General features: G+C 69.7%; 8 protein-coding genes. 3 read left to right on the top strand and 5 right to left on the bottom strand.

Annotation, left to right across the window (positions count from 1 at the left end; genetic code table 11):
- Positions 1 to 106: 106 nt before the first annotated feature.
- Positions 107 to 3,958 carry a S8 family peptidase gene (locus ACFY2B_RS37395; protein WP_390767504.1) on the bottom strand — a complete coding sequence of 1,284 codons (3,852 nt, stop codon included), beginning with the start codon at positions 3,956 to 3,958 and terminating at the stop codon, positions 107 to 109.
- Positions 3,959 to 4,381: 423 nt separating this feature from the next.
- Between ACFY2B_RS37395 and ACFY2B_RS37390 the strand changes: the two genes are divergently transcribed.
- Positions 4,382 to 5,920: an amino acid permease gene (locus ACFY2B_RS37390; RefSeq protein WP_390767503.1), complete on the top strand. Its 1,539-nt coding sequence runs from the start codon at positions 4,382 to 4,384 to the stop codon at positions 5,918 to 5,920.
- On the opposite strand, the gene ACFY2B_RS37385 is transcribed toward ACFY2B_RS37390, so the two are convergent.
- The 3 genes from ACFY2B_RS37385 to ACFY2B_RS37375 form a co-directional block, all read right to left on the bottom strand.
- Positions 5,910 to 7,673: a right-handed parallel beta-helix repeat-containing protein gene (locus tag ACFY2B_RS37385; protein ID WP_390767502.1), complete on the bottom strand. Its 1,764-nt coding sequence runs from the start codon at positions 7,671 to 7,673 to the stop codon at positions 5,910 to 5,912. The genes ACFY2B_RS37390 and ACFY2B_RS37385 overlap by 11 nt on opposite strands.
- A 362-nt stretch (positions 7,674 to 8,035) precedes the next feature.
- Positions 8,036 to 11,425: a S8 family serine peptidase gene (locus ACFY2B_RS37380; RefSeq protein WP_390767501.1), complete on the bottom strand. Its 3,390-nt coding sequence runs from the start codon at positions 11,423 to 11,425 to the stop codon at positions 8,036 to 8,038.
- 447 nt (positions 11,426 to 11,872) lie between these two features.
- Complete coding sequence (locus ACFY2B_RS37375; RefSeq protein ID WP_390767500.1) at positions 11,873 to 12,901, bottom strand: helix-turn-helix domain-containing protein; 1,029 nt, start codon at positions 12,899 to 12,901, stop codon at positions 11,873 to 11,875.
- Positions 12,902 to 13,308: 407 nt separating this feature from the next.
- On the opposite strand from ACFY2B_RS37375, the gene ACFY2B_RS37370 reads away from it, so the two are divergent.
- Entirely contained in the window at positions 13,309 to 14,430 is a 1,122-nt protein-coding gene (locus tag ACFY2B_RS37370; protein WP_390767499.1) for a PP2C family protein-serine/threonine phosphatase, read from the top strand.
- Between the two features lie 211 nt (positions 14,431 to 14,641).
- Here ACFY2B_RS37370 and ACFY2B_RS37365 read toward each other — a convergent pair whose 3' ends face one another.
- Positions 14,642 to 15,163 (bottom strand): hypothetical protein, encoded by a 522-nt coding sequence (locus ACFY2B_RS37365; protein ID WP_390767498.1) that lies wholly within the window; start codon positions 15,161 to 15,163, stop codon positions 14,642 to 14,644.
- A 502-nt stretch (positions 15,164 to 15,665) separates the two neighbouring features.
- Here ACFY2B_RS37365 and ACFY2B_RS37360 point away from each other — a divergent pair.
- Positions 15,666 to 16,229: an RICIN domain-containing protein gene (locus tag ACFY2B_RS37360; protein WP_390767497.1), complete on the top strand. Its 564-nt coding sequence runs from the start codon at positions 15,666 to 15,668 to the stop codon at positions 16,227 to 16,229.
- Positions 16,230 to 17,046: the final 817 nt, after the last annotated feature.

Below are 17,046 nucleotides of genomic sequence, written 5' to 3'. Positions count from 1 at the left end.
CCTGCCAGGAACCTTCGGCCGCGCACGACACCGTCCCCTTCAGGAACGACGCCCGCGGGCGCCGGGCTGGTTGGCCCGGCGCCCGCAGGTCACAGCCGCTCCGCCGTCAGTTTCCCGACGAAGGCCCGCGGTGCAGGTAGGCGCGGTCGATCGTCTGCCGGACGCTGTCGCCGGCGGCGTCCGTCGCGGTGACCCGGAGCGTCACGAACGCGTCCTGGCGCACCGAGGAGGGGCGTTCGACGGTGGCGGTGAAGTCCGTACCGCTGCCGTGCCGGCCCGTGCGGGCCGTGGTCCAGGTCCGCCCGTCGTCGTACGACGCCTCGACCTTGAGGGTCACCCCGCGCGGGGCGGCCAGGCCGTCCGGCATGCGCACGCCGAGATCCACGCTGTGCGACCGCCCCGGGCCCACTGCGTTGCGGGCGTCCACGGGCACGGCGTAGTCGACCTGGAGCAGTGGCAGCAGGGCGGTGGTCGCCGCGGTGTCCGAGGTGAACGTCCAGGACGTCGTGGTGCCGGTGCCGAACTGCCAGTTGGCCGAGGTGCGGGCGGTGGTCAGGTCGAGCCGGTAGTCGGCCTTACCCGCGGGCACCTCGAAGTCGCCCCACGCGCCGCTGTCGGACTCCGCGACGCGCCGGCCGTCGCGGTACAGCTCCGCACGGGCCACGTCGCTCGCGTCGCCCACCGCGGACGTTCCCGCACCGCCGCTTCCCCACGCGTCCCTCTCCGCGTACGACCAGTGGCCGGTGTCGGAGTCGGTGAACTCCGGGATGCGGAACGACAGGGTGTCGCCGTTGCGCACCGAGGCGGGCCAGCCCATCACACCGCGCGGGATCGACGGCCGTACCGGAGCCGCGAACCACCTTTCCGTGGCGCGCTGTCCGGGCTTGTAGGTGTGGACCGCGTCGTGCATGCCGACGCCCAGCTCGACGTCCGGGTCCATAACGGTGTCGTGGTGGACGGTGTGGCGCCACAGCGTGTCGCCGGCCGTCACGTATTCGACTCGCTCCTGGCCCGTGGGCACATCACGGGTGTACTGGTTCCAGGCCGTGTCCTGGTAGGGCCGCCATCCGAAGCGCTGCTCGCTCCCCCAGGACGAGGCCCCGGTACGGGTGTAGGTGGCGCGCACCACCGCGCTGTTGCGCTCGGAGACGGTGTAGACCAGGTGTTCGGGGATGCGCTGCTGGGACACCTGCATCACGTCGTACAGGTACGGGCTGCGCACGGTGCCGGAGAAGTCCACCGCGGTGGTGCGCTCTCCGGCGCGCTTGAGCAGGTCGGTGCCCTCCGCCGTACCGGCCCGCATGACGGGCAGGGGCAGGCGGTCGCCTTCCGGGTGCCAGCGCGTCCAGGGGTAGAAGCCCTCCGGCATCACCAGCATCAGCGCCTTGGCCCCGGCGTCCGCGGCGGCCTGCGCGAGCGCCCGGTCGTCGCCGTAGTCGTAGCGGATGACGGCTAGCTTCCCGCGCACGTGGGCGGCCTTGAGGTCGTCGGCGGTGCCCGCGCCGGCGTCCACCGCGGTCAGCCGGGCGCCCTTGTCGTCGAAGACCCGGGAGGTCGGCAGGTAGTACGGGGTGAAGGCCGAGGAGGTGCCGGACACCTTCGCCCGCAGTTGGGGCGCCGTCATCTGCCAGCGCGACGCGAACTCGAAGGTGCCGTCGGTGACCTGGGCCGTGGGGCTGACGTAGATCCGCTTGGCGATGTCGAAGAACATCACGCCCTGGATCAGGCCGTGGCCGTCGATCTTGCGGTACGTCTGGTAGCTGAGGATGCCGCGCTGCTCGGCGGGTCTGGGCGTGCGGATCTGCACCTCGGTGACCTTCGCGGCGTCCAGCGTCACCGTGGTGTCCTTGGTGACCGTCACCTGCGGGTTGATCATTTCGACCAGTTCCTGGCCGTCCGCGGCGTCGTTCAGGGAGCCCTCGTCGACCTGGTAGGTGCCGTCCTCGACGACGGCGACCGCGGGGTCGGTGCTGGTGTACGAGACGAAGCCGTCGGCGCCCCAGATGGTCGGCAGCGAGCCCGGCAGCACCTTGCCGTCGCGGTCGCGGACGACCACGGTGAGCCGGTGCAGCGGCGCGTGCACGGCCAGGGAGAGCGTGGTGTGGGCGAGGACGGTGCCGTCGGCGCGGGTCGCGGTGGCGTAGCCGTAGTACGAGCCTCGTGTGGCGTTCTTCGCGTCGGTGCTCAGCGGTACGTCGGCGGAGGCGCCGGGCGCGAGGTGCACGGTGTCGGCGTCGGGCGTGACGACACCGGCCGGCAGGGCGATGCCGTCGGAGTTCGCGAGGGCGACGGTCAGCTTCAGGTCGACGGGCTGGTCACCGTGGTTGGTGTAGTGCAGGGCCGCCGTCTGCCGCTGTCCGGCGGAGCCCACCTGCACGGCCGGCAGGGTCACGCTGCCGGTGGCCGTGACCGCGCCCATCGCGGCCGCGACGTCGATCCGGCCACCGCCCTGCGCCGTCACCTTGGTTCCGGACACGGTGTGCGCCGTGCTGACCAGCGCGTCCTTCAGCTGTTGCCCCGTCCAGTCGGGGTGCTGCTGGGCGAGCAGCGCGGCGGCACCGGCGACGTGCGGGGTCGCCATCGACGTACCGGACGCGGCCGTGTAGTTCGCGTCGACCGGGTCGCCCATCGTCGTGCCGGCGGCGCGCGCGGCCACGATGCCGACGCCCGGGGCGGTCACGTCCGGCTTGACCGCCTTGTCGCCGAGTCGGGGGCCGCGGCTGGAGAAGGGGGCGAGGGAGTCGCCGCGGTCGACGGCGCCCACGGTCAGCGCGGCGTCGGCGGCGCCGGGCGAGCCGATCGTGGTGTCGCCGTTCTCGCCGGCGTTGCCGGCGGCGACCACGAAGAGGGTGTCGCCCGAGGCGGAGAGTGTGTCGACCGCCTGGCTCATGGGGTCGGTGCCGTCGGACGGGTCGTCCGAGCCCAGGCTCATGTTGACGACCTCGGCGTGTTCGGCCGCCGCCCACTCCATGCCGTCGATGACCTGCGACTCCGAACCGTAGCCGTCGTCGCCCAGTACCTTGCCGATCAGCAGGTCCGACTTCGGCGCCACTCCCTTGCGGGAGCCGGAGGAGGCCGCGCCCGTGCCGCCGACGGTCGACGCCACGTGTGTGCCGTGCCCGAAGTGGTCCACGGTGTTCGAACTGCCGGAGAAGTCCTTGGACTTCGCGATCCGCCCTGCCAGGTCCGGGTGCGTGGCGTCCACGCCGGTGTCCAGCACGGCCACCTTCACACCCTGGCCCTCGTATCCCGCCTTCCACGCCTCCGGCGCGTTGATCTGCGCCGTACTGCGGTCCAGCACCGGGGACACCCTGCCGTCCAGCCACACCCGCGGGGTCGCGGCGGCGCGGGCGGCGCCCGGGGCGGTGCCCGGGGTCAGCGTCTTCCAGAAGGCGCCGAGGTCGTCGTCCGCGATCCGCAACGAGCGCGCGTCGATGCTGTCCAGGGTGCGCTCGGGGGCCGACGCCACGTTGAACGCGGCGACCCGGTCCGCGACGGCGGACGCGGCCTTCTCGCTCTTCGCCGTCGTCCGGGCCGTGCCGGAACGCGGGTGGGCGGAGACGATCAGCGGCAGCGCCGATGTGGCCGCCTCGTCGTAGCCCTGGGCGATCAGGGTGGTGACATTGAAGAGACGCCGGTCCAGCGTCCCGGCGGCGATCAGGTCCGCGGCGTCCGAGGGCAGCACCGTCAGGTCGCCGCCGTCCTCCTGGTACGTGCGGAACACGATCCGCTCGCGCCCCGGCCCGGGTTCCACCGACGCGGTGGTGCGGCCGTCGGCGGCGGGCGTCACCGTGACGCGGTCGCCGGTCACGAGCCGCACGGTCGCGGAGTGAGCCCCTGGTGCGGCGGCGGCTCCCGCCGCGCTCGCTTCGGACGTCTGCGCGGACGCGGACTGCACGCCCCCAGTGGTCAGGAGCAATGCTGTCGTTATCGCCGCCGTCAGGCGGTTCCATGCCATCAGCCGAGCACCTTTCGTTCAGCGTGTGGTCACGAGTAATACGAAAGAATCCGCCGACGCCAGGGGCATGTCACGGCCCTCAGGTGTCACAGCTGCGACTTGTCCCAACGGCGCCACGGCAACGACGTCGCCGGCGTTTCCCGCTCCCGGCCGTGGCTGCTCTGCTTCGCTGACACGCCACAGGTTGCCGCTGACCCGGTCGGCGTCGGCCTGACCGCCACGCACGTCCTGGTGAGTTCGGCGGCACACGCGCGGCCGGCCGGGTCCGTTAGGGTTTCTCCCGCGCCGATGTGCGGACTTGGGGCGGGTGCGGACACGGCGGCGTGACGCGGTCGGGACAGCCTGCCCCGAATTTCTGTCGCTCGACAGGAATTCCCGGAAACCCCCGGGAATTCTTCCCCTGTGCCGAAGGCAGGTGCCGCCGTGACGACGACCGACGACCGTACTCTCGACGACCATTGCCTGGAGGCGTTCGGCTACCGCCAGGAGCTGCACCGCGGCCTGGGCCGGTACGCCTCCTTCGCCGCCGGGTTCTCCTTCATCTCGGTACTGACCACCGTCTTCCAGTTCTTCGCCTTCGGGTACGCGTCCGGCGGCCCCGTCTTCTTCTGGACCTGGCCCGCCGTGCTCGTCGGGCAGTTACTGGTCGCGGCTTGCTTCGCGGAGCTAGCCGCGCGCTACCCCCTCTCGGGCGCCGTCTACCAGTGGTCCACGCGCCTGTCGAACCCGTCGTTCGGCTGGTTCGCCGGCTGGATCATGGTGATCGGGCAGGTCGTGGTGGTCTCGGCGGCCGCGCTGGCGCTGCAGATGGTACTGCCCGCGATCTGGCCCGGCTTCCAGCTGGTGGGCGGCGATCCGGCGCCGACGTCGGCGGACGGCGCGGCCAACGCGGCGGTGCTCGGCGTGATCCTGCTGTCGCTGACCACGGTGGTGAACATCGTGGACAACCGGGTGATGTCCGTGGTCAACCGGATCGGCGTGACCGCCGAGATCCTCGGCGCGGTCCTCATCGTCGTACTGCTGCTGACCCACGCCAAGCGCTCGCCGAGCATCACCTTCCACACCACGGGCGGCGCCGCGAACGGCCTGTTCGGTGCCCTGCTCGTCGGCTCGTTCACGGCAGCGTACGTGATGATCGGCTTCGACAGTGCCGGTGAGATGAGCGAGGAGACTGTGAGTCCGCGGCGCACCGCGCCCCGCACGATCCTCACCGCGTTGAGCGCCGCCGGACTGCTCGGCGGTCTGGTGGTCCTCGGAGGTCTGCTCGCCGCGCCCAGTCTCACCGACGGGCACCTGGGCGTCGACGGGCTGGGCTACGTCCTGACCAGCAGCCTGGGCGACGGGGTCGGCAAGGTCCTGCTGGCCGACGTGGTGGTGGCGATCGCGGTGGCGACACTCGCGATCCAGACCGCGGCGAGCCGGATGCTGTTCTCCATGGCCCGCGACGGACAACTGCCCTTCGCCGAGCGGCTCGCCAAGGTCAACCCGCGCACCGGCATGCCCACCGCGCCGGCGCCGGCCGTCGGCGCCCTGTCGGCGGCCCTCCTGCTCCTGAACTTCGCCTCCCCGGACGCCTTCCTGGCGATCGGCACCACCTGCATAGTGCTGCTGTACCTGGCCTACGCCATGGTCACCGGCCCCCTGCTGGTACGCCGGATGCGCGGTGGGCTCGCCCCGCTCGGCACCGACGAGACCGGCGCGCCCGCGTTCTCCCTGGGCCGCTGGGGCGTTCCCGTCAACGCCCTCGCCCTCCTCTACGGCCTGTTCATGGCGGTCAACCTCGCCTGGCCGCGGGCGGCGGTGTACGACCCGGCGGGCGGGCACTGGTACTTCCAGTGGTTCACCGTGCTGTTCCTGGGAGTGACGGTGACCGCCGGTGCCGGGTACCGGCTGTACCGGAGACGGAAGTTGGCCACCCGCGACGTGCCGCGGCCCACCGTGCACGAGGCCGTCAGTCCGTGACCACGGAGGTGTTCAGGCCCTTGTCGCAGTGGTTGCCCGCGATCCGGATGTCCGAACTGCCGTGGAAGACGAACAGCGGGGAGGTGTACGGCGGGTGCTCCGCTCCGTCCAGCCGCCGGACAGTGTTGCCGGTGAAGGCGAATCCGCCGACGCTCTTGGCATCGACGACGGTGATGTCTCCGATGCCGAAGGAGTTGCGCTCGACGGAGATGCTGTGGTGCACCGGGTTCGCGGGGTCGACGACCTGGTTGGTCGGCTCCACGTAGATGACCGGACCGCTCGGTCGTGTGAACGAGTTCCCCCGGATCGTGAGGTCGGCGACCGGCCCGGACTCGTACCACTGGTAGGCGTCCGCTGAGACGTAGACGCTGGCCATGGACATCCCGTCGAAGCGGTTGCCGGTGATGAGGACGGGTTTGCGGGTGGTGACCAGCACACCGCAGGTCGGCACGTTGCGGAACACGTTGCCGGATATGACGACCGATGGGGTGGCCGTGATGTTCTCGACGACCGTGCCACCGGTCTCGACCCCGTCAGGAACCGGTCGGTCGAAGGTGACGGTCATCGTGGTCAGCGGCTTCTCGTGGTCCCTCCCGCTCGGCCCGTCGACCGCGGTCACCACCGCGTGCGCGTCCGCGAGCGGTGTCATCGTGCGCTTGGCGGCGAACTCGACCTCGTCACCTGGCGCGAACTGCGGGAATCCGGCGGTCTGCGGGTGTTCATAGGCGAGGGTGAGGGAGGACGGCCCAGGTTTCCCGACGACCTCCAGGTAGGTGCCGTGGATGTTGATCGGGTCGTCGTGCGAGCCGTCGAAGACGTTCCTGGTGAGGGAGACCTTCCCCTTGACGCCGGACATCTGCACGAAGTCCGCGAATGAGGCTGTCGACCGGCCGGACGCCGGATCGGGCGCGAAGTTCACCTTGTCGATGGAGATGTTCTCGCTGAACTGCCCCACCACGCCGAAGGACTGTACGTAGTAGGCGTTCATCGAGCGCATCGTGACGTTCTTGGACTCCCGGATGAAGGCGCCCGGCTCGGCCCGCTCGATGAGACGCATCTGGTGGACGAGCCCGGCGTCCGCCGGCCGGGCAGCGGTCGCGTAGTCGATCCGGATCCGGTGGCCGCCGAGGTCGGTGACCGCGGCGACGTCGTTGAACAGCGGGTTGTCTCCGCGCCAGGACCGTTGCGCCCCGGGGTCGTGGATCTGCGTGTACTGGAGTCCGTCGACACCCGACCAGTGCGGCTGCCCGGTGGCCGGACTGGTCTCGCCGAGCCAGGTGACGTGCGTGCCGTTCACGCGGTACGGGCTGGTGGCGGGGATCGACAGTACGCGGTAGGCGTGCCCGTCGGCGACCCCTGCGTCGGCGACGGTCGCGTCGATGACCTCGGGGGCCGCGTAGTCGAAGGAGAAGTTCGTGAAGGTCACATCGGTGGAACGGATCGACGCGAACGCGGTCTGCAGGCCGTGATGGACGAGCTTGGCTCCGCCGCCGTCGACGGTGACGTCGTGCATGTCCTCGACGAGAAGCCCGATCTTCTTGTCCCGGTAACGCTGGTCGGCGCCGACGGTGTTGGACACGTAGAGCTCACGTGTCTCGGCCTGTTCCGGGTAGAGCTGGTAGGTGCCTTTCGAGAAGACGATCCTGACCGGCCGGTCGACGCTCTTGGCGTGCCGCAGCGCCGCGGTGACGGCGGGCGTCGAGTCCGTACGGCCCGTGGGGTCGGCTCCGTAGGCGTCCACGTCGACCACCACCGGTGTCGCCCTCGGCGCTGCGGCGACAGGACTGCCCACACCTGAGAGCAACGTCAGTGCGACCCCGAGAAACACGAACCGGGACATAGCCCCTCCGGAGCACACGTGACTCAAGAGACGTCCAATGCATATGCGGAGTTCCGCCAGTTGCCCGGCCCGATCCTCTCGCAGAGTCTCCATAGATCCGATCTCTGGGTCAATGGTGTCGACGAGTGTTTGCCCCTCATGTCGAGGGCCGTCAGGTCTTCCGCTGCGGGTTCGCGGTGGTCCACCGGTGGGTCGCCGATCTGTTTCCCGGAAGCGGTCCCTGACCGGTCGGGCGGCCCCCCTGTCGCTGGGGACCGCCCGACCGGACTGTGTGGTTACCGTACGTCGTAGGCGCGCTTGATGGTCTGGGTGACCGCGTTGCCGTTGGCGTCGACGAAGGTGGCCTTCGTGGTGACCTGCTTGCCGGAGGCGCCGGTGTGGTCGAGGACGGCCGTCCAGTTGCCGTCCTGCTGCTCGGTCGGCGCCTGGATCCAGGTGGTGCCGCCGTCGTAGGAGTATGCCAATGAAGCCTCCTTGATCGGGCCCGGGGTGTACCCCGCGTGGCCCTCGACCGACAGGCCGACCCTGATGCCGCTCTGCGCAGGCAGGGTGTTCAGGCTGTCCACGGGCATGTCGTACGCCGGGAAGAGGATCGGCAGGCCGCGCGAGTAGACGTCCGGCTCCCGGTGCGAGCGGAAGCTCCAGGAGGTCGTAACGGCGGTGGAACGCAGCCAGTTCCGGTCCGAGGACGGAATCTTCTCCAGGTTCTGGGTGAGTTCGTACGCGGAGTCCTCGTCCGGGACCCGGAACGCGTCGTAGGGCCAGGCGCTGGTGGCGATCTTCTCACCGTTGCGTTTCAGCACCAGGTTTCCGAGGTCGCCGAACGACCCGCCATAGGACCAGTGATCGCCGGAGCTGTCGAGCCAGAGACCGGTCTGAATGCCCATCAGGTCGCCTTGCCGCTCGGCGGCCAGCATCAGGTTGCCGTCGGCATCGCGGGGCGCGGCCGGCCGCAGCGGCCCGCCGTACCACTCCTCCGCGCTCCGCTGTCCGGCCCGGTAGCTGCGCTCGTGATCGCCCATGAACGCGGCGAACGGGAGACTGGTCATCGCGCCGTGGTACCAGGTGTCCTCGCCGGTCGTGTAGTAGGCGGTGCGGGTGCCGGGCACATGGACCGTCCCGAACGGGCTCACGGGGACGTAGGCGCTGCTGCTCCCGGAGGGGCGGATGAACATCGCGTCGATGTAATCGGCTTCCTTGCCCATCGCCTTCCAGGTCTCGGTGACTTGGGCCAGCCTGGAGTCCTTGGGCCGGTAGACCTGCTCGGAGTGCAGCGGGCCCTGGGTCGGGAAGGACAGGTTGTAGACGTACGACGAGCCGTTCTCGGCGCCGCTCGCACGCCAGGTGGGCCGGAACTCGAAAGTCCCGTTCTTGGCACGCCCGTCGATGTCCGCGTAGAAGTTCTTGACGTTTTCACCGGCCATGAGCGATCCAGCTATCTGCCAGGTGTCGTCCCACGTACGGGAGTAGCTGAACGTGGTGTTGTCCACCGTCGAGGGGCGGTCGGTGTGCAAGCTCAGCCCGTGGGCCTTGCGGGCGTCCAGGACGACGGTGGTGTCACGGGTGATCCGAAGCTCGGGGTGCGCAAGGTAGCTGACCGATTCGGGGGCGTTGTTCGCGTCGTACGTGGCGACGAAGCCGCTCAGGGCGTAGTCGCCCGGACGCACGGCGTATGTCTGCTCTGCCGCACCGGAGTTGCTGCGGCGCTCGCCCTTGTTGGTGTCAAGGCTGACGAGGTCCAAGGAGGAGATTCCGCTCGAAGGTCTGCCGTCGCGGTCGATGGTCTTGACCCGGAGGGTGACCGTCTCCGGCTGTATGTAGAGCGTGACGGGCACGGAGACGTGCACATCGCCGCTGGTGGCCAGGATCCGGCCGGTTACCGCGCCGTACTGGGCGTGCTTCAGAGGGGCGGTCGGATCTGTCCGGAGCGGTACCTGAGCGGTGGCGCCCGCGGGGACCCTCACCTTCTCCTCCCCCAGCTTGACGACGCCGGAGTGGACCTCGCTGCCGTCGTTCCCGTGCACGCCGCTGACCTTCAGGTTCAGGGTGAGGTCGGCACCGCTGGTGTTGGTGAAGGGCACTTGCACGGTCGTGCCGTCCGAGGCACTCTGCGGCCAGTTGTACGTGCCGGCCTGGACGGCGGGCGCGGAGAGCACTTTCTGGTTCACCGCGCCGAACACGTCGAGGACCCCACCCCCGGTCTGGTCCGCGCCGGCAACGTTGCCATCGGTGCGGGCCGAGGCGACCAGTGCGGCCTTGACCTGCTGCGCGGTCCAGTCCGGGTGGGCCTGGCGAACGACGGCCGCGGCGCCCGCGACATGCGGTGTGGCCATGGAGGTGCCGGACATCGTCCGATAGGCGTAGATACCCCGGCCGCCTGCGTTGGCCGCCGAGATGTCGACGCCGGGGGCGGCGATCTCGGGCTTGAGGGTGTGCGTGACGGCCACGGGGCCGCGGCTGGAGAACGACGCGGTGGTGTCGTTGTGGTCAACGGCACCGACGGTCAGCACGCCGGGCACGCAGCCCGGCGAGGAAACCGTCTCGGTGTTCGAGCCTGAGTTGCCTGCAGCGACGACGAACAGGGTGTGTGTGTTCTTCGAGAGCTGCTTCGTGGCCTCGGCCATCGGATCGGTGCAGTCACCGATCGTGGGGTTGCCCAGGCTCATGGAGACGACGTCGGCCTGCTGATCGACGGCCCATTGCATACCGGCGATGATCCAGGAGTCCAGGCCGTAGCCCTGGTCGTTGAGGACCTTGCCGATCAGCAGGGAGGTACCGGGGGCGACCCCCTTCTCACGGCCGTCACTGGCCGCTCCGGACCCGCCGACCGTGGAGGCGGTGTGCGTGCCGTGGCCCACCCTGTCATCGGTGTTCTTCGAGTCCGTGAAGTTCCTGGCCTCGGCGACCCGCCCCGCCAGGTCGGGGTGCTCGGCGTCCACTCCCGTGTCCAGCACGGCGACCTTGGTGCCCTTGCCGTCGTAGCCGGCCGCCCATGCCTCCGGCGCGTGCACCTGCGCGGTGGACCGGGCCAGTGTGGCCTCGACCTTGCTGTCCAGCCACACCTTGTTCACCATCGAGCCAGAACGTGAGTGGGTGTTGGTGATGTCCTGCCAGAAGGTGGCGGCCGTGTCCTTGCCGGCCCTGAACGCGACCCCGTTCACAGCGGGGAGGCTCAGGCCCCGCTCGGCCCCGCGAGGAGCCGCCGGCGCGCTGTCGGCCACGTGCACGCTGTTCCGGTAGGTGGCGATGACCGGCAGCGTATCGGTGTGTGTGTCGTCGTATCCCTGGCGGATGAGCCCGGTGACGTTGAACAACTGCTCGTCGACCTTGCCCTCCGCGATCGCCTGGGAGGCGCCCTCGGGGTAGACGTAAAGGTCTTTGCCCATCTGATAGCTCTGGGCCATCGGCTGTGTACCGTCCTCGCGGGGCAACACAGCCGCCGAGCTGTGGCCCGACGAGTCCGTGGTCACGAGTACCTTGTCTCCGGTGACGAGCGTGACCGTCACCTGCCCGCCACCCTTGGCCGAGGTCCCGCTGCCGATGACGGGCCTCTTCGCCGAGGCACCGTCAGGCGGCGTGTCCGCCGCCCCAGAAGGCGCGACCCCGGAGACGGCCAGGACGGCGGCGGTCGCCGCGCCCAAGGCTATTCGTGTGATGGGACCCATGGATCTCCCTACTTGACGCCGTGAACATGCCATGCGGTGATCGCAGCCTGTCAGACCTGCGGATTGCGTGGTGATGCCAGGCGTGGCGGGTTTCCCGCGTGACGGTTTCCCGTCACGCCGGCGGGAAGCGAGCCCGGAATCTCATGGGCAAGCTGCGGTCGGACGCACATCGGCCGTGCCCCGCCAGGAGGCCGGAGTCACGGACAAAGGGCTTCCACCATCGGGCGGGCACATACCTCTGAGCACAGGCTGCGCGCTCCGTCTCACGGAGCCTGTGCAGAGACGGCAGGACCTCGGTGCGTGACTCCCCGGCCGGGTGGCTCGTCGAGACAGCGGACGTCGCGCCAACCGCTCCCGGCTGTGGGATCCCGCCAGGAGTCGGCAGCCACTCTCGCGGGGTGGGCACCGGCCGACGGAGACTTCTGTGCCTGCAAACCGCGGAGGAGGTCAGAGCCAGCCCGCGCGTGCGGCGTGCCACCCGAGTTGCAGACGTGAATCCGCTCCGGCAAGGTCCATCAGACGGCGTGTCCTGCGCTCCACGGTGCGTAGGGAGATGCCGAGTTGGGAGGCCACCCGCCGGTCGGAGAATCCCGCCAGCAACAGGACGAGGACTTCCAGTTCCCCCTCGGTCGGTTGCTGATCGTCCGCCGGCTCCGCGCGGACGCCCCTGGTCGTGGTGTACAGCGGCCGGGCCTGGGCCCATTCCTTCTCGAAGAGATGGACCAGTGCCGTCAGCAGGCTGCTGCGTTGCACCACGATCGCGCTCGGCTCACTGCCGGAGTCCGCCATGTCCAGGGGGACCATGGCACGTTCCCGGTCCGAGACGACCATCTTCAGCGGCAGTGAGTCGGCCAGGCGAAGCTCAATGCCCGCCATGATGGCAGCCCGCGCGTCCCTCGCCACATCGGGGCCGTCAAGATAGTTCTCGGCTGCCACGACCCGGAAGTCGACGCCGCGGTCCAGCGCGAAACCCTCCGAAATGTCCGCGGCCTCCCGTGGTACCGCGACGGGTGTGCCGACGAGGAAGACGAGCAGTTCCTGCTGGGCGCCGCGCTGCAACTGGTGGAACCGGTGGGCGACCTGCTCCGCACCGACCACCACCTCCACGACCCCGCCCGCGGTGTGTACGGCGGTACTGCGGTACTGCTCGATGAGCATCGAGAACGCGCTCTCGGCCTGGTGCAGCGTATTGCGCTGCTCGACCAGATACGGGGCCAGGGCCACGGAGGGCGGAGTGAGACGGTAGCGGACGAGCGGGGACTCGTTCGGCAGTGTGTCCGGGCCGGATTCCTCACGGTCGGGCTGGGCGGCAACCGATACCAGACCACGTGTCACCATGTCGGCCAGTACACGGGCGGTCTCGGCCGCCGCGATTCCGGTCTGCCGGGCGAGATCGTGCGCGGATGCCTCGGGCCGGGCCATCAGCGCCGTGTAGACGGCCTCCTCGGCCGGCCCCAGTCCCAGCGCCTGCAGCATCTGGATCCTCCTCACGAGGCAACTGCGGTGTTCGGTCCTTGCCGTGGCTCGTGTGGACCGAGCGGATTCCTGCCACCCGAACACTACCCAGGTGTGAAGACGCTGCCGACGGCCGTCCGTGCCCATGGGCGCTTGAGGCGAGGCGCAATTGACGTCCGGCCTCACCTCAGAGGTGGTCGGCGAACCGCCGCGGCCACGAGGGCACGCCCTCGCCCGGGACGAACCGCTGTCTCGATGCCTGCCTCTGTACCTGCCCGGACGACGCGCTACGTGTGACCCCCACGGCCCGAACTGCGACGTCCGGACGATCTCAGGTGTCGCGTGCGGGTGACACCCGACTTCATGAGCAGCGTCGGCGAAGGCTCTGTCCTGAGCTGCCTGACACAACCTTCCCATACACTGCCTAAATGAAATATTTTGGTCGTTTTTGGCGCCATACGGGCAGCCCCTGGGAGGCGCTGGCGTTCCTGACGCCCTTGGCACTGACGGCCATCATCACCGTGCTGGCGTTTGTGACTCCGAGTCATCTCTACTTCAGTCGCTTTCTCTCGCTGGCCCCTGCGTTCGCCGCATCGGTGTGGCCGGTGGCCGGAACCGTGACCATCGGCGTGCTCGCCGCGGCCCTCGACGTGGTGATCGCCGTGTCCACCGGCAACCTGGGGGAGATCACGCACACACACCTGTTCACCCTCGCAGTGATCGCCGGCGCCACCGCCGCGGCTGCCTACGCGAGCCACGTGCGCCAGCAGCGGGAACAGACCCTCGCCGACGTCCGCTCCGTGGCCGAGACGACCCAGAAGGTCCTGCTGCGTCCCATGCCGCACCGTCTCGGCCGGTTGGACATCGAGGCCCTGTACCTGGCGGCGGCGGCCCAGGCCCGCGTCGGCGGCGACTTCTACGAAGCACTGGAGACGTCCCACGGCGTCCGCCTGATCATCGGAGACGTGCGCGGCAAGGGCCTCCTCGCGGTCGGCACCGCTTCAGCCATCGTCGGCTGCTTCCGGGAAGCCGCGTACGACGAGCCGGACCTGGCCCGGCTGGCACGCCGACTGGACGTGAGCATGAACCGGTACACGACGCTGTTGCCCGGCGACCGGACGGAGTACTTCGCCACGGCCCTGCTCGCCGAGATCCCCGACAACGGTGCGGCCATCGCACTCGTCAACTGCGGACATCCCCCTCCGCTGTTGTTCCACGCGGGAACGGTCCGTGAGGTCACCCCCACGGCGCCCTCACCGCCCATCAACATGGGCACACTGCTCGGAGAGGACTACCGCATCGATACCGTCCCCTTCACCGTCGAGGACCAGATGTTGCTCTACACCGATGGGGTCACCGAGACCCGCGACCTCGTCGGCGCATTCTTTCCACTGATACAGCATGCAGGTCGGTGGGACGTGGACTCCCCGTCCCGGCTGCTGGAGCAGTTGCACGAGGACTTGGTCCACTACAGCCGCAACCGTCTCGACGACGACATCGCGGCCATTGCCGTCCGGGCGGCCGCCCCCACCGCGTCTGCCAGGGCGTGAATGCACCGGTCGGCGTCCTTTCCGCTCCGGACATGGCCAGTTCGAAGACGGACTTCCGCATCCACGGGATCCCGTTCATGGTCCTGGCCGGCGCGAGGCATCGATGCCGGTCGGGCCGAGAGCCGGGGAAGCACTTCATCGTGGACGGCGAGGGAAACCGATCACGCCCTTCACCGACACCGTGGATCCAGGACCCGACAGCCTCGCGTGCTCAATGCTGGACCGCGACCTTGGCAGCTACGATGCTCAGCCCGAGCACGAGGTTGACGGCCCCGGCGGACGCCACCGCGAGGCGGGAGGCACCGGCCCGGAGGGCCGCGGCGCCGGCCCAGGCGACCTGCTCGGCCACGGCGACGCCGAGCCCCAGCCAGGCCGTGCCAGTGAGCCCCAGGCCCAGGAGCGGGCTGATCACAAGGGCGGCGGCCGGTGGCACGGCCGCCTGCACGATCGGCCACTCGCGGGCGCCGACCTGTCGGACCTCCTGCCAGGTCAGGACCTGGTGGCTCAGCCGGTTGCCGACGACGTCGGCGTAGACGTGGGCGGCCCAGAACACCACGCCGGTGCACAGCAGGATCACCACCAGCTCAAGGCGCGGGAACGGGCCGAGCGCGCTGGCCCCGGCAATCACTGAAGCGGCCAGGAGCGAGCCGTAGATCGCGCCGGTGTAGTCGGTCCGGGCCCTGCCGGTCGATCGCCGGGCGTCTGGTTCCTGCGGAGAGGTACGAGGGGTCACCTCTCCAGGATCACCGGAACGGTCACATCCTGCTGCGCCACCGTCCACCGGGCGGGTTTCTGCCGGTACGGCTCGTACCGCAGTTCAGCTCCGCCCTTGCGGAAACCTCGTCCGCCCAGGTCGTCGGCACGTTCGTACTCATGCCGCCTCCGCCTTCGCCCGAGGACCCGCATCCCGCACCCGCATGTGCGGCCGTGCCATCGACGCGTCAGCCTGGCGCCCCTCCGCATCCCTCGCGCTAGTGACCGCCCGACCGAGGAAAAACGATTCCGCATCTCGTGAACCGGCCAGCTTCCACCGGCCGTCGAGAGGTGCGGACCCCGTCCCCGGCCCGCTGTCGGCCGACACGCCGACGCGGCTACCCATGCGCCTCGACGCGCCAAACCAGCTCGGTGCAACTGACCGAAAACGCATAGATCGCGCCTTTACGTAACCAGCTAATTACTCTTTGCTGTCGGTCGTTTCGAGGGCTCTGCCCTCTCCTCCTCGGAAAGGATTCGCCATGACGGCACGCAAGCGGTGGACCGTGGCCCTCGGCGCCGCGGCGGCCGGCGCGGGACTGGTGCTCGGTTCCCACGTCTCGGCCACCGCCCAGCCTTCGCAGGCGCTCTCGTCCCAGGCGGTTCAGGTCCAGCAGGTCACCCTGCGGCTGGCCTCCGACCCCGGCCAGGTGGCCAACGTCAGCGGCGCTTCGCAGGAGAACGGCGCCCGCGTCATCCAGTGGCCGTTGTCCAGGACGGACAACGAGCGGTGGGAACCCGAGGCGGTCTCGGGCGGCTACTACCGCTTCCGCGCGGTGCACAGCGGCAAGTGCCTCAACGTCAAGGGCGGAGGCAACGAGAACGACACCGACATCATCCAGTACACCTGCGGCAACGCCGCGAACGAGCAGTGGAAGTTCGTGCCCAAGGGCATCGGCTACCAGATCGTCGCCAGGTCCAGCAACAAGTGCCTCAACGTCAGGGGAGGCGTCGGCAAGGGCAACCCCCTGATCCAGTACACCTGCACCGCAAACGGAGCGCCCAACGACGTCTGGCTCCCCGTCTGGGAAACCGTCACCGGCTGACACTCCTCGCCTGTCGGTCCACCCCGTCAGGCAGCGGTCACCGACCGCGAGCGGACGCCCGCAGGTGAGCTGCTCGATGACAACGGCCATGGCCGGCCCGGCCGCGCCCGCCATGGCCGGCCTCTCGCCCCGCTTCCGCCCCGCTTTTTCCCCGCACACCGCCCCGCTCCGCCTCGGCCACCCGAGCCAACACCACAACACCCGGCGACCCGGGAACACCGGGGCACCCGCGACACGAGGCCACCGGCCCGGCGCAGTCGCAGCGAGAGCATGCGAGGGCACCGGGTCGGTACGGCCGCCTCCTCCGTCACGAAGAAGCGCACTCCGTTGCCTGGGAGCGCCCGGTCGTAGCGGACGGGGCCAACCCCGCGCGTTCGGCTGGCGGATTCTGGTCGCCGCCGCCCCCTCGTCACCCGTGTGGGTGATGACTGCGGGCATTCACGGCGGGATGCTCAATATGCGTGTGCATGGGGGCAGGCGTTCGCCCTGGTTCCTTTTCCGGTTCTGGTTCCCTTTTCCGGTCCCTGTTCTGGCTCTCGTCCGCGTCATGTCCTGATTGTTGTCCTGGCCCTCGATCCGGCCCTCGCTCCGGTCCCCGTCCTGGTTCTTGTTCCGGCTGTCACACGGCATCTCCTGCACACGCCCCGCCGTCCGCCCCTGAGCGCGGCCGGTGCGGCACCCCGAGACCGGAGCCGCCGGCGGTGCCGTTGCCTCCCCTGTCTCCCCTTCCCCGCTCCCGCGCCGCCGGGCGCTGCCCGCGCAGCGCGGACGGCACGGGCCCTCTCGGAATTCTTCCGGTGTCGCTCTGTGTGGAGGA

This window comes from Streptomyces sp. NPDC001270, assembly GCF_042896695.1.
Taxonomy (GTDB): Bacteria; Actinomycetota; Actinomycetes; order Streptomycetales; family Streptomycetaceae; genus Streptomyces.
The sequence above is the reverse complement of the archived record's forward strand: the minus strand, read 5'-3'. Positions and strand labels throughout refer to the sequence as shown.

What these genes read in the sequence shown, in the direction of transcription:
- ACFY2B_RS37370 (WP_390767499.1), top strand. Translation starts at nt 13,309, where the DNA reads ATGAAATATTTTGGTCGTTTTTGGCGCCATACGGGCAGCCCCTGGGAG.
- ACFY2B_RS37360 (WP_390767497.1), top strand. Translation starts at nt 15,666, where the DNA reads ATGACGGCACGCAAGCGGTGGACCGTGGCCCTCGGCGCCGCGGCGGCC.
- ACFY2B_RS37375 (WP_390767500.1), bottom strand. Translation starts at nt 12,901, where the DNA reads ATGCTGCAGGCGCTGGGACTGGGGCCGGCCGAGGAGGCCGTCTACACG.
- ACFY2B_RS37395 (WP_390767504.1), bottom strand. Translation starts at nt 3,958, where the DNA reads ATGGCATGGAACCGCCTGACGGCGGCGATAACGACAGCATTGCTCCTG.
- ACFY2B_RS37380 (WP_390767501.1), bottom strand. Translation starts at nt 11,425, where the DNA reads ATGGGTCCCATCACACGAATAGCCTTGGGCGCGGCGACCGCCGCCGTC.